At 57.2% G+C, this 20,174-nt stretch carries 19 protein-coding genes; 6 read left to right on the top strand and 13 right to left on the bottom strand.

Annotated features, from left to right (window positions below; genetic code table 11):
- Positions 1–1,686, bottom strand: coding sequence for a glycosyltransferase family 39 protein (locus IPM61_11555; GenBank protein MBK8911951.1), 1,686 nt, complete (start codon positions 1,684–1,686; stop codon positions 1–3).
- A gap of 185 nt (positions 1,687–1,871) precedes the next feature.
- Positions 1,872–3,014 carry a citrate synthase gene (locus IPM61_11550; protein MBK8911950.1) on the bottom strand — a complete coding sequence of 381 codons (1,143 nt, stop codon included), beginning with the start codon at positions 3,012–3,014 and terminating at the stop codon, positions 1,872–1,874.
- A 205-nt stretch (positions 3,015–3,219) separates the two neighbouring features.
- Between IPM61_11550 and IPM61_11545 the strand changes: the two genes are divergently transcribed.
- The gene (locus tag IPM61_11545) at positions 3,220–4,458 is read left to right on the top strand and encodes an ABC transporter permease (protein ID MBK8911949.1); all 1,239 of its coding nucleotides are present in this window, start codon (positions 3,220–3,222) and stop codon (positions 4,456–4,458) included.
- A gap of 98 nt (positions 4,459–4,556) precedes the next feature.
- Here IPM61_11545 and secG read toward each other — a convergent pair whose 3' ends face one another.
- Positions 4,557–4,994 carry a preprotein translocase subunit SecG gene (gene secG, locus IPM61_11540; protein MBK8911948.1) on the bottom strand — a complete coding sequence of 146 codons (438 nt, stop codon included), beginning with the start codon at positions 4,992–4,994 and terminating at the stop codon, positions 4,557–4,559.
- A gap of 218 nt (positions 4,995–5,212) precedes the next feature.
- Between secG and ligA the strand changes: the two genes are divergently transcribed.
- On the top strand, positions 5,213–7,249 hold the full coding sequence (gene ligA / locus IPM61_11535) for an NAD-dependent DNA ligase LigA (protein ID MBK8911947.1): 2,037 nt from the start codon (positions 5,213–5,215) through the stop codon (positions 7,247–7,249).
- A gap of 125 nt (positions 7,250–7,374) precedes the next feature.
- Entirely contained in the window at positions 7,375–8,268 is an 894-nt protein-coding gene (locus IPM61_11530; protein ID MBK8911946.1) for a sugar ABC transporter permease, read from the top strand.
- A gap of 10 nt (positions 8,269–8,278) precedes the next feature.
- On the opposite strand, the gene IPM61_11525 is transcribed toward IPM61_11530, so the two are convergent.
- Positions 8,279–9,037, bottom strand: a complete 759-nt coding sequence (locus tag IPM61_11525) for a UDP-2,3-diacylglucosamine diphosphatase (protein MBK8911945.1) — start codon at positions 9,035–9,037, stop codon at positions 8,279–8,281.
- 625 nt (positions 9,038–9,662) lie between these two features.
- Between IPM61_11525 and IPM61_11520 the strand changes: the two genes are divergently transcribed.
- A complete protein-coding gene (locus IPM61_11520; protein ID MBK8911944.1) occupies positions 9,663–10,463 on the top strand; it encodes a sugar transferase in 801 nt (266 codons plus the stop codon).
- Between the two features lie 133 nt (positions 10,464–10,596).
- Here IPM61_11520 and IPM61_11515 read toward each other — a convergent pair whose 3' ends face one another.
- The 9 genes from IPM61_11515 to hemH all read right to left on the bottom strand — a co-directional run bounded on the left by IPM61_11515 (position 10,597) and on the right by hemH (position 19,025).
- Positions 10,597–11,385: a hypothetical protein gene (locus IPM61_11515; GenBank protein MBK8911943.1), complete on the bottom strand. Its 789-nt coding sequence runs from the start codon at positions 11,383–11,385 to the stop codon at positions 10,597–10,599.
- 79 nt (positions 11,386–11,464) lie between these two features.
- Positions 11,465–12,211, bottom strand: coding sequence for a hypothetical protein (locus IPM61_11510; GenBank protein ID MBK8911942.1), 747 nt, complete (start codon positions 12,209–12,211; stop codon positions 11,465–11,467).
- A gap of 73 nt (positions 12,212–12,284) precedes the next feature.
- Entirely contained in the window at positions 12,285–12,998 is a 714-nt protein-coding gene (locus IPM61_11505; protein MBK8911941.1) for a hypothetical protein, read from the bottom strand.
- 51 nt (positions 12,999–13,049) lie between these two features.
- On the bottom strand, positions 13,050–13,439 hold the full coding sequence (locus IPM61_11500; GenBank protein MBK8911940.1) for a cupin domain-containing protein: 390 nt from the start codon (positions 13,437–13,439) through the stop codon (positions 13,050–13,052).
- 37 nt (positions 13,440–13,476) lie between these two features.
- Complete coding sequence (locus IPM61_11495; protein ID MBK8911939.1) at positions 13,477–13,953, bottom strand: GNAT family N-acetyltransferase; 477 nt, start codon at positions 13,951–13,953, stop codon at positions 13,477–13,479.
- Between the two features lie 209 nt (positions 13,954–14,162).
- Positions 14,163–15,458, bottom strand: a complete 1,296-nt coding sequence (gene hemL, locus IPM61_11490; protein ID MBK8911938.1) for a glutamate-1-semialdehyde 2,1-aminomutase — start codon at positions 15,456–15,458, stop codon at positions 14,163–14,165.
- Between the two features lie 31 nt (positions 15,459–15,489).
- Complete coding sequence (gene hemB, locus IPM61_11485; protein ID MBK8911937.1) at positions 15,490–16,494, bottom strand: porphobilinogen synthase; 1,005 nt, start codon at positions 16,492–16,494, stop codon at positions 15,490–15,492.
- A gap of 2 nt (positions 16,495–16,496) precedes the next feature.
- A complete protein-coding gene (hemG, locus tag IPM61_11480) occupies positions 16,497–17,888 on the bottom strand; it encodes a protoporphyrinogen oxidase (protein ID MBK8911936.1) in 1,392 nt (463 codons plus the stop codon).
- 114 nt (positions 17,889–18,002) lie between these two features.
- Complete coding sequence (gene hemH, locus IPM61_11475; GenBank protein ID MBK8911935.1) at positions 18,003–19,025, bottom strand: ferrochelatase; 1,023 nt, start codon at positions 19,023–19,025, stop codon at positions 18,003–18,005.
- A gap of 205 nt (positions 19,026–19,230) precedes the next feature.
- Here hemH and IPM61_11470 point away from each other — a divergent pair, with 205 nt between their 5' ends.
- Complete coding sequence (locus IPM61_11470; protein ID MBK8911934.1) at positions 19,231–19,497, top strand: hypothetical protein; 267 nt, start codon at positions 19,231–19,233, stop codon at positions 19,495–19,497.
- A 27-nt stretch (positions 19,498–19,524) separates the two neighbouring features.
- On the top strand, positions 19,525–20,157 hold the full coding sequence (locus IPM61_11465; protein MBK8911933.1) for a riboflavin synthase: 633 nt from the start codon (positions 19,525–19,527) through the stop codon (positions 20,155–20,157).
- Positions 20,158–20,174: the final 17 nt, after the last annotated feature.

Here is a 20,174-nt window from a genome sequence, read left to right as displayed (position 1 = left end):
TTACTTACTGGCGATTGGATCAATCCGCTTGAACAGAATGAACTGGGCAACGGGGGTGCGGATTACCGTCTGATATCGCGTATTCAACAGGGAATCAACGCCCGGCAATGCGCGCAATCCTTGCTCCGAGGTCAAATCATTTCCGGTTAAGGTTGGAGCATCATCATTTTGCTCGGTTAATATCCATTGTGGCACGGAAGTGCGTAAATAATTCGCCGTTTCTTGTTTCCAATGAGTTGGCGCAAACTCTGCACGAAAGAACATCGAATACGTAAATTTGAACGGTGGCATTCGATCGGTAATCGCATATGCTAAACCAGTGGACAAAGAGCAGGCATACAAGGTATCCTGTGGCGTTCCAGAAGCATCAATTAATGAATCTATTTTCTGCAGTTCTAGGTATTGACCAACCGTTAGTGCATCATATCCCCAATAGATTTTACCCTGAACCGTTTGAAAATATACAGCAAGAGCGTTACGGAACATTCGGGTAAGTGGGCTGTAAACTATTAGCAAGCACAATGTTAGGGCCGTAGCTACTTTTCCAAAAAAATCCATTTGAAATCCATACCGCAGAAGTTTGACCAATAGCAGCACACCAGCACCAGCAAGGATTGCTCCGAATGGAAAGATTCGAGAGAATTGATAATCGAACATCTTACCTTCGATGAGTACAGTAAGGGTCATACCTAAAAATTCCATCATTACTATTCTAAGCAATGCGCTTCCTGTAAAAGAATAATCCTTGAAATTGATCAATTGTACTCCTTGCATCTGGGAAAATGGTTTTCCTGATACAACAGCATAAAAAATCCCAATAGCTGTTGAAAACACAAGGAACATCGAATAATCATCTCCAAAATACCCCGGAGTACCTGATAAATAGGATTTTACTACTCCTGCAGGATTCAACCATTGGATCATTCCATACTTTGACATAAAAGTGCTGGCCTCAAGGAAGCCCCCCCATGCCCCCGACGCAACAAGCCACGCCGCCAACAGCAGTGGAATCATCATAAATCCGGCAAATAAAAATAGCGATCGCTGTACTGCTTGCCGGAAAGAATCTCGGAAAAACCAAAACTCAGAAACCACAGCAATCGCAAAAATTATTCCCATTGGATACTTGAGCGTAAACAGTGCCCCTAAAAAAAATCCAGCAGCAACTAACCCCCAGCGAGATCGTTTGAAGAATTGAAACCACAATGCTGTAACAGCACAAATCCCCGCATAAGATTCCGTTTGTGCCGAATTCATCATCCCTAATCCAGAATAGAGGGACACGTACAGTAGCACGCTAATCACGGCCCAAACGCTGTTCCCCGTTGCCCGCCGAATAAGGCTAAGCATGACCCCGCACGTAATAAGCTGAATAAGAACATCAAGAATTCGAGCGGAATACTGGTGGGGACCGAACAGAAAAATCCCACCAGCATAAATCCATGCGATTAACGGGGGTTTATTATCAATAAAATCACGAAACATCACCTTCCCTTCCAACAACTGCTTCCCCAGTAAATAAAACACTGCGGTGTCGGGGCTCCAAGCGTACGTAACCATCATCCCCAGCAGCACAACAATAATTGCCCAAAAACCGCCCCACACCCAGCGCGGAAGCGTTGGATACAATCCGAACAGCCATTCGGGCGATAACATTGAGGTTGAATCACTCTTGATCTGTTTCATTGCTCTGGTAGGAATCGTGAACTGGGAAGAGAGAGAGTGTGTGTGTGTGTGTGCGCGCGCGTGTGTGTGGGCGCACTTGCTGTGCAGGAAAAGGATGCGCAATTTCCGGATGTCAGAGAAAAAAAGAACGCCCTTGCCATTATTGACAGGGCGTTCCTGTAAAAAACATCCGTCCAATATGTGGCTTACGCACGCTCGGTGATCGGCGCGTACTTCAGCTCCGTTGGGCCGGTGTATTCGCTTGCGGGGCGGATGATCCGGTTGTCGGCTTGTTGCTCCATGATGTGCGCCGTCCATCCCACCATGCGACTCATGGCAAAAATTGGGGTGTATAGGTCAATCGGAAGCCCCATCATGTAGTAGGCCGATGCCGAATAGAAGTCAACGTTCGGGTACAGATTCTTCTGCTCAAGGACGTAATCCTCGATAATCCGCGACATCTCGAACCACTTCGTCTCTCCCATTTCTTCCCCTAATTGCTTGGACATTTGGCGAAGGTGGGTGGCGCGTGGGTCCTCGGTTTTATACACCCGATGCCCAAAGCCCATCACTTTTTTCTTGGAAGCCAGGGCTTCGGTGATCCATTCTTTGGCCGCCGAAACTTCGCCGATTTCCAGCAGCATCTTCATCACTTGCTCGTTCGCGCCGCCGTGCAGCGGGCCTTTCAGCGCGCCGATTGCCCCGGTAACTGCCGAGTGCATATCGGAGAGCGTCGCGGCAATGCAGCGTGCGGTGAAGGTGCTGGCGTTGAATTCGTGGTCGGCATGGAGCGTTAGGGCTACATCAACAATGCGGGTGTGGGCGGCGGATGGCTCCTTGCCAAACAGCATGTAGAGGAAGTTGCCGGCGATTGAGAGGTCGTTCCGTGGCATCACCAAATCGCCACCGGAGCGGATGCGGTGGAACAGTGCCACAATCAACGGCGTTTTGGCAATTAAGCGGATTGTTTTCCGGTAGTTGGCTTCGCGGCTGTTGTCGGCAGCGTCGCCATCGAAGAAGGAAAGGTTGCTGATGATTGTCCGCAGCACCTCCATCCCGTTGGCGTTTGCGGGAAGGCGCAACATCTGCGCAAGAATTTCGCTGGGCAGGTTCTGCTCCGCACGGATCTGCCCGATGAACTCATCAAGCTGGACTTGGTTCGGCAGCGTGCCGTTTAGAACAAGGTATGCTACTTCTTCGAAGGTCGCGCCACCGTTCACAAGGTCGTGGATGTCGTAGCCTCTATAGATCAGCCGCCCTTCGCGACCGTCAATGAAGCAGATCGCTGACGTTCCGGCAATGATGTCCTCAAGACCCTTTTTTGCTACTACTGCTGTGCTCTCGGCCATAATGTCAGGTGCTCCTATCTGGGTAAAGTACAAGTGGATATGTTGCTGTTAGAACGCCAAAGATAGGGAACACAGTTTTGCAGGGAGGTTATCGAACCGTAAAAAAAGTTTTTTGAATCCGTTACCCGCCTCCCTGGTCCTCACATTCGCTTTGCTGGATGCAGCAGCGGCTGGTGTGTTCTGCTTCTCTTTCTATTTTGGAGCCATGCACGTTCGAACCTGGGCACTCTTCATTGCCCGCCGCTACCTTGCCCCGGCCCGCCGCAATCGTTTCATCGGGTTCATCACCCTGATCGCGACGCTTGGGGTGATGTTCGGAACCACCGCGCTGCTGGTCTCCCTTTCCATTTTGGATGGCTTCGACAAAACGCTCCGCAGCAACATGATCTCCTTCATGGGGCATATCGAGGTAACGTCCATCAAACAAGGCCGCCCGCTGAGCGGATACCGTGAGGTTGTTGCCAGCCTTCCGAAGTTCGAGCCGCAGGTCACCAACGTCAGCCCGTTTGTTCGCCGCGAAGGGATCATCCGCTCCAGAACTGGGCTGGAAGGGGTGCTGGTGAAAGGGATTGACGCGGCCACGGATCTTTCAACAATCCGCCAGCGAATCGTTGCCGGAACGTTCGACCTTCCCGAACCCGCGCCGGGCGAGCTTCCCACCATGGTGATTGGCGAGCGGCTTGGAATAAAACTGAAGCTGCGCCCCGGCGATACCGCCGTCATCTTTGCCCCGAACGGGACCCCAAGCCCAGAAAATCCAGCGGGGATTGAGCAGTTTGTTGTTGGCGGGCTGTACCGCACCGGAATGGCCGAACACGACGACATCTACACCTACACCTCGCTCCGCACGGCGCAACGATTGTGGAAATATCAGGACGACCAGATCACCGGTTACGACATCCTGATCCGTGATGTTGACAGCGTTGCCCAGGTTTCACAGCGGATCAGCGTTGCGCTGGGCTATCCCCATTTTGCCCAAACCTTCTACGACATCTTTGCCCCGTTCTTTGCATGGCTTGATCTGCAACGGGTCCCCATTCCCATTGTGCTGACGCTGATCAGCATCGTGGCGGTGTTCAACATCGTCAGCACGTTGCTGATTATGATTCTGGAGAAAACGGAGTCCATCGGCGTGCTGACAACGTTGGGCGCGGGGCCCGGCGGGGTGATGTCGGTGTTTGTGGGCCAGGGGCTGCTGATTGGCGGCGTTGGGACCGCGCTGGGCTGCCTGATCTCGCTGGCGTTTACGTTGGCTCAGCAGCATTTCCAGTTTCTTCGGTTGGATGCCGACATCTACTTTATTGACGCGGTTCCGGTCTCGCTCAACCCCTGGCATTATTTGATTGTGATCTCCGTTTCGGTGGTGCTTTGCGTCCTCTCGACCCTCTTCCCCGCCTACGTTGCCTCCCGATTACGCCCGGTGGATGCGCTGCGATTCCAATAACCCTCGCCAGCAAGCCACCAGAAAACAGTAAAGCCGTTTCCAGAAATCCCTGGAAACGGCTTTAGAATTTTTACGCGGCTGCTGCGCTGTTGGCGCGACTACTTCCCTTGTGCCGGAGGTGTTGCCGGAGCCGACTGTGCCGGTGCGGCTGGAGCAGAGGTTGCTGGCGCAGAAGTGGCTGGCGCAGAAGTTGCCGGAGCCGACTGGGTTGGCGCAGGAGCAACCGGAGCGGGCATTCCTGGCACGCTTGGAACCGTTGTCTCGGTTGAGATCGGGTTCTTCGTGGTGGCCACTTCGCCGCGTGGGATCAGGAACATATTGCTCAGGATTGCCAGCGCGGCGATAATGCCCGCCACCCAGACCGTCCCTTTCGCCAAAAAGTCAAGAGTGCGGCGCGAGCCGAACGTTGAGCCGAGGGTGGACCCCAACCCGCCGAACGCACCGCTTGCCCCCCCGCCCTTGCTTGGCTGAAGAAGCACCATGATAATAAGAGCCACCGCCAGCAGCAGTGTGATAATCAGAATTGCGTAGAACATGGTTGTATTGGCCTTTTGAAAACGATTTTTCGGTACGAAAGGGCGGCAAGCTACAACAGGCCGCGCTATTCAGGAAGGGGCTTTTCGGTCGCAAACTGTTTCCGAAAAGCATCGGCGGGGGCAGCCGTAATTTTTTTGGGATGCGATTGCCCCGCATCCTTCCCCCGAACGCTATCTTTGCCGGGCGTTTTCCCGCTTACGCAAACTCCCTTTTTCACATGGCCGACCCAACCCTTACCGAACGCGCAGAACAGCTGCGCCAGCAATTGAACGAGGCAAACCACCGCTACTACGTTCTTGCTTCCCCCACCATCAGCGACCGTGAGTTCGACGCGTTGCTGCAGGAGCTTCAGGCGATTGAGGCCGCCCACCCGGAGCTTATCGCCCCCGACAGCCCCACGCAGCGTGTTGGGTCCGATCTTACCCCCTCCTTCCCCACCGTTGCTCACCTTCGCCCGATGCTCTCGCTGGGGAACACCTACACCCCCGATGAGCTTCGCGAGTTCGACCGCCGCGTGCGGGACCGCTTGGGGGATGAGCCGTTCAGCTACGTTGCCGAGCTGAAAATTGATGGAGCATCGCTCAGCATGATCTACCAAGATGGGCTGCTGCTGCGGGGTGTTACCCGGGGCAACGGCGAGCAAGGGGACGACATCACCCCGAACGTCCGCACCATCCGCACGCTTCCGCTGCGGGTCCGGCGGGCAATGGCCGAAGGGGTCCCGTTGGAATCGTTCGAGGCACGGGGCGAGGTGTACATGGCCGATGCAGATTTCGAGGCGATGAACGCCGAACGTGAGCTTGCCGGCGAGAAGACGTTTGCAAACCCACGGAACTCCACCGCCGGAACGCTGAAGCTGCTGGACCCCAAGATTGTTGCCGCCCGCCCCCTGAACGTGTTCGTTTATTACCTCTATTCCGACTCCATCCGGCTGCAAAGCCACTCGGCAAATCTTGAGCTTTTGCAAGAGCTTGGATTCCCCACCAACCCGCACTGGCGGCGGTGCGCCACGATTGACGACGCGTTGGAGTACTGCGCCGAATGGGAACGCCGCCGAAGCGAGCTTCCCTACCAGATTGATGGCGTTGTGGTGAAAGTGGATTCGCTGCGGCAACAGCAGGAGTTAGGGATGATCTCCAAATCCCCCCGATGGGCGATTGCCTTCAAGTTCGAGGCACGCACGGCGCAGACGTTGATGAACGCCATCACCCTGCAAGTGGGGCGGCTTGGCCGCGTCACGCCGGTGGCGGAGCTTCAGCCGGTGGCGCTTGCCGGATCAACCATCAGCCGCGCAACGTTGCACAACGAGGACTTCATCAAGGAGCGGGACATCCGCGTTGGCGACACGGTGCTGATTGAGAAAGGGGGCGATGTGATCCCGAAAGTGAACGAGGTGGTCCTTGCGGCGCGGCCCGAAGCAACCGAGCCGTTCATCTTCCCAGAACTTTGCCCCTGCCCGCTGAAGACGCGGCTGCACCGCCCCGAGGGTCGCGCCGACCATTTCTGCGAGCACTCCGAATGCCCGTGGCAGATTCGCGGGCGGATTGAGCATTTTGCCAGCCGTGCGGCAATGGATATCGAGGGGCTGGGCGAAAAAGTGGTGGATCAGTTTGTGGCGTTGGGGTGGCTTTCCAGCTATGCCGACATCTACGACCTGCACCGCCGCCGCGACCAGATTGCGGCGTTGGAACGCTGGGGCGAGAAGTCCGCCGACAACTTGCTGGAAGGGATCGAGCAAAGCAAAACGCGGCCATACCACCGCGTGCTGTTCGCCATTGGCATCCGCCACGTTGGGGCAACGGTGGCGCGTGCGCTGGCCTCGAACTTCAACACGATTGACCGATTGCTTGCGGCAACCCAGGAAGAGCTGACCGCCGTGAGCGAGATTGGCCCGCAGATTGCCGAATCGGTGGTCCGCTACTGTGCCGACGAAGGGAACCGAGGGCTGATTGAACGGCTTCGCGCTGCCGGGGTAACGCTGGATGGCCCGGCAAAAAAAGTGATTGCCGCCGGCGAAAACCCGATTGCCGGCAAAACGTTTGTGCTGACCGGAACGCTTCCCACCCTTACTCGGGACCAAGCCGCAGCAATGATTTTGGAGCGTGGCGGGAAAACCTCATCCAGCGTCAGCAAGAAAACGGATATGGTCCTTGCCGGGGCCGAAGCGGGATCGAAGCTGGCAAAGGCGCAGGAGCTTGGCATCAAGGTGATAAGCGAGGCGGAGTTCCTGGAACTGATTGCCGAGCCGGAGTAGCGGGTTAGCGCGCGGGCGGTGGCGGGATTTCCCGATCCATTGCCCCCCTTCCAATCGTTTCCAACTGCTTGATTTCCGAAGTGCTCAATTCTCGCACGGATTCCAACAACCGATCTTCCAACACTGTGTCCCGAACCTACCGTTTAGAAAGCCGCTCCATCACGTGGGGATTTCTTTCACCCTGGCTGCTGACGCTTGGGTTGTTTTGGCTTTGGCCGTTGCTCTATTCTTTCTATCTGAGCTTCACCAGCTACAAAACCCTTAGCAACCAGATGACGTGGATTGGCCTGGGCAACTACTCGCGGTTGTTCGGGGATGAAGTCTTCTGGAAGGCGTTGGTCAACACGCTGATTTTTGTTGTTGGCACCATTCCGTTCACCACCATTTTCGCGCTGTTGCTTGCGGTGCTGCTGAACAAGAACATTGCCTGGAAAGGGTTTTACCGCAGCGGCTATTTTATCCCGTCGGTCACCTCCATCGTTGTCCTTTCGCTGATCTTCACGAACCTGTACAGCCATGATGGCTACATCAACAGCCTGCTGAAGATGGTTGGATTGCCGTGGCCGAAGGAGGGGTGGCTGCTGAACACGGGAACGGCGCTGGCGGCAATCATGGCCATGGATGTTTGGATTGCGATTGGCTACTACACCGTGCTGTTTTTGGCCGCGCTGCAGACCATTCCCAACGACCTGTACGAAGCCGCTTCGCTGGACGGGGCAACGCAATGGGACCAGTTCCGCACGGTAACGCTGCCCGGGTTGCGGCCCATGCTGCTGTTCATCATCGTTATCAACACCATCCGCTCCTTCCAAGTGTTCACCGAGGTGTATGTGATGACCAAAGGGGGGCCGCTGAACGCCACCACAACGCTGGTCTATCAGGTGTACGAGCACGCGTTCGAGCGGGCAGATATGATGGGGTATGCGTCGGCGGTGGCGTACGTTGCGTTCCTTCTGATCCTTGCGGTCTCGCTGGTGCAGTTCCGATTGTTGGGGGTGAATCGGGAGGTAGGGTCATAGAATGTGGGGGTCACAGTAGTGTGAAGGGCTGAAAGATCAATCCTTCATCGCTGAGTTGCAGGTAGTAGCGGTCCTTCAGCCATGCACCAAGGTTGATATACGTCCCCCCTTCCAACTCCACACGCCGTGGGACGTGGCTGTGGCCCATCACCACAAGCTGGAAGCCTTCCTGGGTGATCTTCTTCTGGGCAAATGCATACAGCCCGTCCGACTCCCCAGGTTGTTCGGCATCAAGCCCTTTGGCTCCGTAATTTTTTTGGGAGGTGTAATCGCGGCTTCGCTGCGAGGCCCACATTGCCAGGCCGATTCCAAGGTCGGGATGCACGGCGCGGAACAGGATGTTGGAGATGCGTGCACGCAAGATTTTTTTCAGGATCAGATAGCCGGTGTCGTTGAATGCTTTGCCGTCGCCGTGGCTGATGTAGCATCGCCGCCCGGCAATCGTGGTGGCCAAGTCGCCGGTGTGAACCGCCACGCCAAGCTCGTTCTGGAAGAAATCGCGGTGGCCGAAATCGTGGTTGCCAATCACATACTCCACGCGGGTTCCCGCCTCCACCAACTCCGCAATTGCCGATAGGGTCCTGACGAATTGGCGTGGGATCACGGTGCGGTAATCGAACCAGTAGTCGAACAGGTCGCCAACGATGAACAGGGTCTGGGCGCGCTGCTCACCCACCATCCGAAGGAACCGGAGCACAGCTTGTTCGCGCTGGCGGCTGGCGGCGGGTTGGCCTAATCCCAAGTGGGCATCGGAGAAGAAGAAGTGCATGGGGCAAAGATAGCGGGGAAGGTTGCAGAATGCTTCGGTATTCTTCCGTTACGGCGGTTGGCCTGGGGGCGTTCCTGTGTATTTTGCGGCGATGGTGCGATGGTGTTGCGGCCACCGGCATCCAGAACGCACACAATCCGCCACGAAACTTTTCGGGTTCTGGTGCATTTCAATACCGGTACAGCAATAAAATTTGTGCCGCCAGTGGCGCAGGGAAAGGCAATCCTTCCTAAATTGCGCGCCGTCTGTTGCTGCACGCGGACCAGCGGTGGTGCACACCGGAAGCGCGATTCTACCAAGGATCACCTACCAACTACTTCCGAATCGCTGTTGGCCACACACACGCTTGCTGTGCCAACCGGCGCACTTCGATTACGCAGCCGCGCCGCTTGATCCCGGCAGGTCATTCATCATTCAGGAGGAGGTTTCTTAGGGACATCTTGGTACTTCAAGCATGTGCATTTTTATCATGTGCATCGTCAGCAATGGTGCCAACGCACCGGGGCTACGTCCCTTTCCAACCATTTTCCTGTGAGCACGCCTATCGGAGCAATGTACATTGTGACCACTACCCAAACGGGCATTGTCGCTTGTGTAACTCCCATTCAACGACTTCGGCACGGTTTTGAATATCGAAAGCACGCAACAAAAGACGTATCGGCGGCAACCATTGCAGGCAGCAGTAGCAGCACTGCCCCGTGAGTACGATTTTCGGGTTACCCGAATTGCTGACGGGATAAGCGTTTCCCCCACGGAAACCCTTCACCGCCCAGAGCCTATCGCCCATCTGGCATTCCAGCCAGCCCTTACCCCGTTCCAGCAAATCGCAAAACGGGCGTTCGACCTTGCCATTGCGGTCTTGTTGATGCCAATCATCCTTCCGCTGATGGCCATTATCGCCATAGCCATCAAGATTGATTCCCCGGGGCCTATCCTCTTCCGGCAGAAACGGATCGGGGAAAAAGGGAAGGTGTTTGGGATGTACAAGTTCCGTTCGATGTATCATAACTCGGACGATATGCTTCGCCACTACCTGCGCGAAAACCCCACCGCACAGCACCAGTGGAACACCTACCGAAAACTGCGCCAGGACCCCCGCGTGACCACCGTCGGCAACTTCCTTCGCCGAACCAGCCTTGACGAACTTCCCCAATTGCTGAACGTTCTGCAGGGAACCATGAGCCTTGTTGGCCCGCGCCCGATCCTCCCCCGCGAAATTGAGGACTACGGCCATAACCTTCCAATCTATGAGCTTGTCCGCCCGGGAATCTCTGGGTTGTGGCAAATCAGTGGAAGGAATATGCTGGGATTCCATGAACGCGTCATGCTCGACATGCAGTATATCCGCAAGCAGACTTTGTGGAGCGACTGCGTCATCCTTGTGAAAACGCTTGGAGTGGTGTTCCGCCGGCAAGGGGCGTGGTAAAAAAAGAACCCAGAATCTTTGGATAAATATGAAGCAGCAACGCCTTCCGAACAGATGATTCGGAAGGCGTTGCTGTTTGAATGATTGCGGGAAAGCGATTGCACCAACCGCGCCCAGATAGTTCCTCCCCGCGTTACTTGCCCAAGCCGATCATCAGGGCCAGGCCATAGTTCAGCTTCCGCAGGTCGCTGATGTTGCCGCCGCCAATCGGGTAGTGGTAATCGGCCGTCAGCCGGATATCGAAATATGAAGCCGGCGAGAACCCGAGGCTGATGCCCGGACGCAGCAGGAAGTAGCCTTCATCACGATACCGCTCAAGGATTTCGTGGCCGGTGGAGTCAACAATGTCGGGCCGCTTTTTTATCATGGTGATCTCGCCGCCGCCAATCATCACCGTTGGCCGGATGGAGAATTTCTGGTACAAGAACTGTTGGTCGTAGCCGGTGATAAACCCGCCGAAGCTGAACGTAAGCTCGTCATACTTCGGCGTAAGGTCGTACAACGTAACGCTGGACCACCCGCCACCCAGGATAAGCCCATTGTTGATCCCCAAGATTTCCCCTCCAAAAAAGATGAACTCCCCGCTAAGGTCGGGGTCCAAATCTTTTGGCCGAAGCTCGCTGAACTGAATCGTTGCGCCCGCCATCAGCCCATCTCTTGTGGAAAAAAACGATGGCTCTTCGTAGTAGTTGCTGTAATCGTACTCTCCTTCAGTGCTATAGCCGTAGTCTTGACTGGTTCCGTCGTACGGGTCGCTGTAATCGTAGGCGGTGTCGGGGTCCATTGGTTCGTTGTACAAGCTGTCAACGATGATGGAGTCCCCCTCGGGGGCGGTGGCATCCCCATCGCCCATCTGCGCAAAGGCGGGGACGGCGGCGCACATCCAGAGGGTGAAAAGGGAAAGAAGCAGTTGTCGGTTCATCAATGAATCTCCGGTGTTGTTGGTCTCAAGTGAATACGTCGTGAAGTTGGTTGTGCGGTGCGGGGCAGCTCAGGCAGCATCAGAAATTGAATGAGGGCATTCGGACCGCGAACATCAGGTGCGCGCCGTAGCTGAAGTTGTTCAGGTCGCGGGCGTTCTCCGGTCCAAACGCCATCATGTAGCCCCCCGCCACGCGAAACAAAAACGAAGCCAACGGAAGCTGAAGGATTGGAACCCCAAGGCTTACCGATGGGCGCAGATAGAAGAAATCTTCGCGGCGATACGCCTCCAACAAGTCATGCCCGGTCGAGTCGGTGTGGGTTGTTCGCTTTATCAGCTTCAGCGTTCCGGTCCCCGCTTCCGCGCCAATGCGAAACGTGAACGTGTTCTTGAAGAAGGAGGTCTCGTACCCCGTTCCGTAGCCGCTGTAATCGAGCAAGAATTGGTCGTACGTGCTTCCCAGATCATACATATGGGAGCCAACCGTGCTGAAGTTGAAGTACCAATCGCCAATCAGGACTGAGTATTCCCCGCCATACATCACCAGCGTTCCGGTAAGCTGCGGGTCCAGCTTCGCAAGATCCAACCCCGATTTCTCGGCGGTGAATCCTGCGTACAATCCGGCAGCATAGCCATCCATAACATCTGGTTCGTAGTCAACGTAAATATCTGGCTCCATCACTAGCGTGTCGGGGTAGTCCGGTTCGGTGGTGTAGGTGGTGTCGGGGGGGGAAGGAGGCTCGCCCCCTGTGGATTGGGCAACCGCCGCGCCGCCAGCGCAAAGCAGCAGCAGCAGCAGCGCAATTGGTAGAAATCGTTGTAGCATTGAAAGTGTTGGTCTGTTGTCCGTGTTCAGCCTGCAAGTATCGTTCGCTTCCCCCTTTGCCTCCCTTCTCTGCTTAGTCCTCTTCCTCGTACATCTCCGCAAGGTCTTCTCGCAATTCGTCGCCAAGATAACGCCCAACGGCCATTGCGCCATCGTTCAGGATGCGTCGGATTTCTTCTTCCTCAAGATTGAACAACCCAACTGCGTTGCTTCCACTGCTTGCGGCATCGGCCTCCCTTTTATCGGACCCGGAAGAACTCCCCCACAGCGGGATCACCGTTGTCTCCCAGTTATCCCAAACAACCTCCCCGGTGGGAATATGAACAATCCGCGACTCCCCCTCTATCCGCGCAGCCACCCCTTCTGAACTGGAATGGATTGCATAGTCGGTCAGCGTCGTCTCCACCAGATACTCCGGCGTTTCGCTGGAATTAATCGGGGGGCGAAGCTCGAAGTAATCCATGGCCGCCTGGCGTATCCCAACGGAAAGGTTGGCCGCAAGCGAATCGGCATTGATTGCGCGGTCCAATTTTTTTTGCGCTTCCGCACTCAGGGCGATTGATCCGGCAATGGCGGCGATGTCGCCAATCCAACTGTCGGTTGGGTTGCTGATGCTGACCGATGAGGAGCCGCCGCCCGAGGCAAACGAACGGAACAGAGCGGGCTTGCCCCGAAGATGATAGCGTGCAAGATGGTTGGTGTGGCTGCAACCGGCGGCAATGGCCGCAACGGCGCAGATCGCCAAAAGGAGAAGCGACCGGGAGGTACCGAGTGTGAAGTGTTTCATGGTTCTGCTTGGTTTGTTTGGGAACGCTCCAAGCAGCAATCGCCGGAACGTTTAGCAGGGGATAAACTGGCGCGCACCGGATGAGAACGCGATAATCAGCTCGGCCTCCCCTTCGCCGATGTTGGTGGTGCTGTGTGGCGTGTTGACAGGGACCGTAAGCACCTGGCCCGGCTGCTGGCGCACCACTTCTTCCCCGATGCGGTGCTCCAGCAATCCCTGCTGCAAGTACAGCACCTCCTCGCAATTTGGGTGGAGGTGACGGTCGTTTGTGGCCCCCGGTTTCATGGTCATCAGCCCCAGCGTTAGGCCGGTGGTGTTGCCAATCTCACGGCTGCCAAACCACCACATGCTCCCCCAATGGAAATCCACCCGCCCTTGCTGGACTTCGGCAGTGGAGCGGAGGAAGAACGATGGAGTTGTGGAACAGGATTCGGTTATCATGGTGTTGGAAATGCTACGGTGTGCAATGGCAGTGTGGCTAGCGGATGTCCAGCGGGGCGCGGTCCCCTTTGCTGGTAAGCGGCTTGCGGAAGTGGACCAACGTCTCGGAAACTTGGTAGCCAAGATGTTGGTGTGCTTGCTGGCTAATGGCATTCTCAACAACAGCATCGGACCCCATTTCGTTGCACCCTTGCTGGCGCGCCCACCCTTCGGCGGCGTGCATCAGGGCGGACCCAATCCCGGTTTGGCGATATTCTTCATCCACCCACCACCCTTCGATATACCCAACGCAATCGGTGCGGCATCCTTCGGCGTAGCTGCGGATGGCAACCTCGATAAACCCCGATAACTGCCCCGGTCCCGCTTCGCTAACGAAGACGGCACAAGGTTGGGTTGGGGCAAGGTAATCGGCAAGGCCGTTTACGATGTCGGCAGCGTCCTCCTCCGGCCACAATGCTTCGCGCATGCGAAGCCACTCCACGATGTCGTGCGGTTGCAGTTGTCGAATGGTCACGGACAAATCTGAAAAAGATGCGAGAGATGTTGCCGATTGCTTGGCAACGCCGTTGTTGAAAACGTCCAGTGGAACCGGAGTGCGGTTGGAGGCGCGAAAATACAGAGAAGTGTTTGGGCTTCGCATACTGATTAGCTGTAATTAGGGATTCGGCATGACTTAGTTACCAGATCGCTGCAAGCGTTCCCCCAACGCCCCTCCTGAAAACGTCATCCTTCAGCAACTGCCTGCATTGCCTGCTCGGCAGCCCGAAGGGTGTGTGAAATCTCCCACTCCGTATGGGCCACGCTAACGAACCACGCCTCGAACTGCGACGGCGGCAGATAGACCCCACGCTGCAACATCGCATGGAAGAACGTGGCGAATTGCCCGGTGTTGCTGGCCACCGCGCTGGCGTAATCGCTTACCGGCGCGGCCCCGAAAAATGCCGTTAGCATCGAGCCGGTGCGGTTCACCTGCAGCGGAATTCCGTGGTTGCTGGCGCTTGCACGCAAACCATCGGCAATCGTTGCGGCGGAAGATTCCAATTGCCCGTACGGGTCGCTTTCTATCAACGTCCGAAGCGTGGCAAGCCCGGCGGCCACCGCCAACGGATTCCCGCTTAACGTTCCGGCCTGATAGACCGGCCCCACCGGCGAGACAACCTCCATCACCTCACGCCGCCCCCCATACGCGCCAACCGGCAGCCCCCCGCCGATGATCTTGCCAAACGTGTACAGGTCAGGGACGATGCCGTAGATGGAGGCCGCACCCCGCAACGCCACCCGGAACCCGCTCATCACTTCGTCAAAAATCAGCACTGCCCCATGCTTGCTGCAGAGTGTCCGCAGCCCCGAAAGGAATTCCGGCGTTGCCGCAACCACCCCCATGTTCCCCGCCACCGGCTCGATAATCACCGCCGCAATTTCCCCCGGGTTGCTGTTGAACAACGCCTGGACGGAATCAAGGTCGTTGAATGTGGCCACCAGCGTGTCGGCGGCGGCCCCACGGGTTACGCCCGGGGAGCTTGGGTTGCCGTGGGTCAGCATTCCGCTTCCGGCTTTAATCAGGAAGGAGTCGCCATGCCCGTGGTAGCACCCTTCAAACTTGATGAACTTCTCCCGCCCGGTGAACCCGCGCGCGGCCCGCACTGCCGACATCGTCGCCTCGGTCCCGCTGCTGACCAGCCGCACCAACTCAAGGCCCGGGATCAGCCCCGTCAACAACTCCGCAAGCTCCACCTCAAGCCGGGCGGGCGCGCCGAAGCTGGTGGCCAGGTCGGTTTGGCGATGGAGCGATTCGCGGACCCGCGGGTGGCCATGGCCCAAGATGAACGGCCCCCACGATCCAACGTAATCCACAAACTGGTTTCCGTCGGCATCGTACAGATATGGCCCCTCGGCCCGTTCAAAAAATATCGGCGTCCCCCCCACCCCTTTGAAGGCGCGGACCGGTGAGTTCACGCCCCCCGGGATAACGCTTTGTGCACGCGAAAACAGGGCAGAGCTTTGGCTGAAATCAAGCATACGTTGGTGCTGAAAGTTTTAGCTGAAAGTTTTAGAGGTTCTCGCGAAGTCGCCGCGCAGCGCGTTTGGCGAAATAGGTTAGGATGATGGAAGCCCCAGCGCGGCGTATGGCCATCAGCGACTCCATCATTGTTAGCTCAAGGTCCGTCCAGCCGTTGGCCGCGCTGGCGTGAAGCATGGCGTACTCACCGCTCACCTGGTAGGCCGCAACCGGAACATCGGTGACGTTGAAGACCTCGCGGATCACATCCAGACATGGCATGGCGGGTTTCACCATGATGATGTCGGCCCCTTCGGCAAGGTCCAGTTGAACCTCTTTCAACGCCTCGCGGATGTTCGCCGGGTCCATCTGGTGGGACCTCCGGTCGCCAAACTGCGGGACCGAACCGGCGGCATCGCGGAACGGGCCGTAGAAACTGCTGGCATACTTCACGGCATAGGACATGATCGGGACGTTCTGGAATCCGGCATCATCCAGCCCGTTGCGAATCGCCGCAACCCTTCCATCCATCATGTCCGAAGGGGCGATAATATCGGCCCCGGCGGCGGCGTGGCTGGTGGCGGCGCGGGCAAGAAGCTCCACGGTCTCATCGTTCAAGATTTCATCGCCGTGCAGCAATCCGCAATGGCCGTGGTCCGTGTACTCGCACAAGCAAACATCGGTGGCAACCAGCATCTGGGGGAACCGCTGCTTGATTGCGCGGGTTGCCTGCTGGACAATGCCGTCGGCGGCATATGCCCCCGACCCAACGCTATCCTTCGCCTCGGGAATTCCAAACAGGATCACCGCGCCAACCCCCAACCCCAGCAACTCCTCGCACTCGCGCAAGGCCATATCCACCGAAAGCTGGAACACCTCCGGCATGGACCGAACCGGGTTCCGGACTCCATTCCCCGGAAGAATGAAGAGTGGATAGATGAAGTTTGCCGCATCAAGCCGGGTTTCCCGAACAAGGTTGCGGACCGCTGCGGTGCGGCGCAAACGGCGCGGGCGGGCAATCAGCGATTCAATCGTTGCCGTATCAAGCGTTGCCATAATCAACGGTTTGGGTTTGTCGTGTGTGCAAGAAGGGTTGCGGCCAGTGCGCGGGCAGATTTCACGCAGTCGGCCACGGAAACGCCCCCGTGGTAATTTCCAACAAGATGCAGCCCCGGCAGGTCCTTCGCGGCAGCCTCAATCGCCCGCAGCACCCCGCCGTAGCCAACGTTGTACTGCGGTATCCCCCGCGGCCACACCGATAGGTTGAACGTGCGGGGCGGCGCGGCGGCACCAAGCAACGCCGCGTGTTCGCCAAAGACAAGTTGGCGGAGCCGATCCTGACCAAGCAGCGCGACTTCCGGCTGGCGCGCACCGCCAAGAAACGTTGTCAACGTCACCATCCCCTGCGGGGCACGCTGCGGGAACAAGGTGGAGGAGAAGATCACCCCAAGAATCTTCCGGTTTTCAACTTCGGGGATCAGCATCCCAAAGCCATCAAGCGGGTGGCGGATGTCGGCGCGGCGGTACGTGCTGACGGCAGCGGCAACCGGGGGATACTCAATCCCCCGCAGCGATTGCGCCGCCGGGGCGTGGTGCGGTTCCAGAAGCCCCGCAGCTGTGCCGGCATCGGTTGCAAGGATCACCCTTTTGGCGCGGAAAACATCCCCCCCCGAAACCGCCAGCCAGCCGCCATCGGCCTGGCGTTCCAAGCGGTCCACCGGCGCGCCCAGCCGAACTTGGCGACCCCATCGCGCTTCAATCGCGGCGGGAATCACCCCCATTCCTTCACGGAAGGAGACCAGCTTGGCGCGGTCGCGCGGGACCTGGCCCCGTTTTGCGGCCTGCCGCCGCGCCCGCCCGCCACGAATTGCCCCGCGAATCAAACTCCCATACTGTTGCTCAAGGGCATGGAGTTTTGGGAAGGCATGGCGCAGCGATAATTGCTCTGGCCGCCCGGCATACACCCCCGAGACAAACGGGTTGATAGCATACTCCAAAAACTCCGGCCCAATCCGCCGCCGAACGAACTCCGCCACCGATTCCTCCTGCGCCGAACCTGCCGGGGCAGGGCCAACAAACGGCTCGCGCAGAAGCCGCAGTTTTGCCGAAGCAGAAAAGAGTGAGGAACGAAGAAATGCCGGAGGTGACATCGGCACAGGGTGGAGCTTCCCGCCGCGAAGGATGTAGCGATTGCGGGCCAGCGGGTCCGCCTCAACCATTTGGTCCAGCAGGCCCAGCGATGCAACCAGATGGAGGAAATCGGGATTGCTGGTTTGGGTGCTGTTCGGCCCGGTTTCCACCAACGCCCCGGCTTCGTTCCGGTAACTTCCGATAACCCCGCCAAGCCGCTCCCCTTTCTCCAGCAGCATCACATCATCCCCAGCCTCGGCAAGGTAGTGGAGCAATGCCGCGCCGGAGATACCGCCGCCGATGATAAGGGAGGAGAGCATGATGATGGAAGCGCGTGCCGTGAAAGAAATCTTGGAAAGAATTACCCCAACTGTATGATTCGGTTATGCGTGCCGAAGGCTGTTCCGTTGTTCCTGTGGTCCCGGGTTTGCGGCTTATCCGTGGCTGTGGATCCGCCCTTTGTACCTCCGTTCCACAACGTCGGCAAGGGCGGCGATGAATGGAGGTTCGGCGTTTAGGGCGTACATCACTTCGTACTTCGCAATCCCCGCGTGGTGGGCTTCTTCGCGGAACTCGATGTCAATTTCGTGCAGCGTCTCGATGTGGTCCGTAACGAACGCAATGGGGATCACCAGCAGGCTGTTCACCCCTTTCTTCCCTAATTCGGCAATCGTATCCTGGGTGTATGGTTGCAGCCATTTCACCGGTCCCACGCGGCTTTGGAACGAGAGATGGTGGGGGTAATCGTTGCCGCGAAGCTCCATCACCAACTCCACGGTTTTCCGAATCTGCCCCGAATACGGGTCGCCGGCTTTTACTTCGGAAATTGGGGTGCCGTGAGCCGAGAAAAGCAGGTGAAGCCCGCGCCGTTCGGCATCGCTGAACTTGCTGCGGATGGTGGCTTCAATCCGTTCGTTGATCGAGGCGATGTATTGCGGGTGGCTGTAGTAATCGCGCACCGACTTCACCCGGAACCAACGCCCGAACTGGCTGCGGTGAAGGTCCCGCCATTCTTTCACGCTGGAGCCGGTGGTGGTGCGGGAATATTGCGGATACAGGGGGAGCAAGAAGACGTTCCGAATCCCCTGGCTGCGGAACTCGTTGGCGGCAGCCTGGGTGAACGGATGCCAGTAGCGCATCCCCAATTTCACATGGAACTGCGCTGTTCCGGCAAAGCGGCGGTTCAGCTCCGACTCCAACGCCTGGGCCTGGGCCACGGTTCGCTCCACCAGCGGCGATTTCCCCCCAATCTGTTGGTAGTTCGGGCGCACTTTTGGGGTGCGCCGCCACGCAACAACCTCCGCAAACAGCTTCCTGGGAAAGAGCTTTTCCAACGGCTTGGGAAGTGGGATTCTGATGATCTCTGGATCAAGAAAAAGGTTGCGAAGGAACGGGCGGATAGCCTCCAACGAGTCGGGGCCGCCCAGGTTCAACAAGATCACACCTATTTGTTCCATGCGGGGAAAATACGGCTTGCGCCAAACGGCTTTCTGTCTTGATTTGAAAATAGCCCCGACAAGGTATTTAGCCTGCCCAGTCTGATACGCCGAAGGCTAAAGACCTTTTATCAATCCCGACGGAGGTCGGGGCGGCTACCTTGGTTTGTCTCTTATCCCCCCCACCCTTGCCCAACATCATCAAAATTTTATTTTGCTGGCATCTATGACTCACCAAGAAATCTACGACGAGCTGAAGATGCTCGCGCAGGAGATGGGCCTCTCCATCCGCTCGGAACTTGGGGACTTCGATGGAGGTCTCTGCACTGTTAAAAGCCAACGCGTAATCCTTGTCAACCGCCGCCACGATATGGGGCGGCGTATTCATATCATCGCTCGGTCGCTCCATTCGGTTGGGCTTCAGGATCGTTTTATCAAGCCGGCCTTGCGCGAGGTGATTGAGGATGAAATCGCGACGCTGAAATACGCCTAAACTCCATCCGAACCACACAAACCAGCCATGTTCACTGGATTAGTTGAAGAAATCGGGACGGTCCGCAGGGCGATTCGCGAGGGGGGCGCGGTGCGGCTTGAACTTACCGGAAGCCGCGTGATGGATGATCTGAAGATTGATGACTCAATCGCCCTGAACGGCTGCTGCCAAACCGTGGTGGAACGGGGAAGCGATTGGTTCGCAGTGGTGGCCGTGGAGGAAACGCTGAAGAAAACCACACTGGGGAGCTTTGCCAGCGGAACCGCCGTAAACCTTGAGCGTGCCTTGCGGGTTGGCGACAGGATTGGCGGCCATTTTGTGCAGGGCCATGTGGATTGCGTTGGCACGGTTGCCGAAGCCACCACCCGCGAAAGCTCCTGGCTCTACTGGGTTCGCTATCCCGACAGCTTTGCTCCGTTGGTGATTCCGGTTGGCTCCATCGCCATTAACGGTGTGTCGCTGACGGTGGCGCAGGTGGGGGAATCGGCCTGCATGGTTTCGGTGATCCCCCACACGTTTTCGGTGACGACGTTCCGCGACCTGCGCGAAGGGGATGCTGTGAATCTAGAGTTCGATATGCTGGGGAAGTACATCCGCAACCTTGTGGCCCCGGCCAACGCGGGGCTAACGGAATCGCGGCTGAAAGAATTGGGGTATTAGCTCCCCAAGTGGTTTGG

Source organism: Chlorobiota bacterium, assembly GCA_016710285.1.
In the GTDB taxonomy this organism is placed as follows: Bacteria; Bacteroidota; Ignavibacteria; order OLB7; family OLB7; genus OLB7.
Note: the sequence above shows the minus strand (reverse complement) of the source record. Positions and strands in the feature narration are given on the sequence as shown.

What these genes read in the sequence shown, in the direction of transcription:
- ligA (MBK8911947.1), top strand. Translation starts at nt 5,213, where the DNA reads ATGGCCGACCCAACCCTTACCGAACGCGCAGAACAGCTGCGCCAGCAA.
- IPM61_11470 (MBK8911934.1), top strand. Translation starts at nt 19,231, where the DNA reads ATGACTCACCAAGAAATCTACGACGAGCTGAAGATGCTCGCGCAGGAG.
- IPM61_11505 (MBK8911941.1), bottom strand. Translation starts at nt 12,998, where the DNA reads ATGAAACACTTCACACTCGGTACCTCCCGGTCGCTTCTCCTTTTGGCG.
- IPM61_11550 (MBK8911950.1), bottom strand. Translation starts at nt 3,014, where the DNA reads ATGGCCGAGAGCACAGCAGTAGTAGCAAAAAAGGGTCTTGAGGACATC.
- IPM61_11555 (MBK8911951.1), bottom strand. Translation starts at nt 1,686, where the DNA reads ATGAAACAGATCAAGAGTGATTCAACCTCAATGTTATCGCCCGAATGG.
- hemB (MBK8911937.1), bottom strand. Translation starts at nt 16,494, where the DNA reads ATGGCAACGCTTGATACGGCAACGATTGAATCGCTGATTGCCCGCCCG.
- IPM61_11465 (MBK8911933.1), top strand. Translation starts at nt 19,525, where the DNA reads ATGTTCACTGGATTAGTTGAAGAAATCGGGACGGTCCGCAGGGCGATT.
- IPM61_11510 (MBK8911942.1), bottom strand. Translation starts at nt 12,211, where the DNA reads ATGCTACAACGATTTCTACCAATTGCGCTGCTGCTGCTGCTGCTTTGC.
- hemL (MBK8911938.1), bottom strand. Translation starts at nt 15,458, where the DNA reads ATGCTTGATTTCAGCCAAAGCTCTGCCCTGTTTTCGCGTGCACAAAGC.
- IPM61_11545 (MBK8911949.1), top strand. Translation starts at nt 3,220, where the DNA reads ATGCACGTTCGAACCTGGGCACTCTTCATTGCCCGCCGCTACCTTGCC.
- IPM61_11525 (MBK8911945.1), bottom strand. Translation starts at nt 9,037, where the DNA reads ATGCACTTCTTCTTCTCCGATGCCCACTTGGGATTAGGCCAACCCGCC.
- IPM61_11500 (MBK8911940.1), bottom strand. Translation starts at nt 13,439, where the DNA reads ATGATAACCGAATCCTGTTCCACAACTCCATCGTTCTTCCTCCGCTCC.
- secG (MBK8911948.1), bottom strand. Translation starts at nt 4,994, where the DNA reads ATGTTCTACGCAATTCTGATTATCACACTGCTGCTGGCGGTGGCTCTT.
- hemH (MBK8911935.1), bottom strand. Translation starts at nt 19,025, where the DNA reads ATGGAACAAATAGGTGTGATCTTGTTGAACCTGGGCGGCCCCGACTCG.
- IPM61_11515 (MBK8911943.1), bottom strand. Translation starts at nt 11,385, where the DNA reads ATGAACCGACAACTGCTTCTTTCCCTTTTCACCCTCTGGATGTGCGCC.
- hemG (MBK8911936.1), bottom strand. Translation starts at nt 17,888, where the DNA reads ATGCTCTCCTCCCTTATCATCGGCGGCGGTATCTCCGGCGCGGCATTG.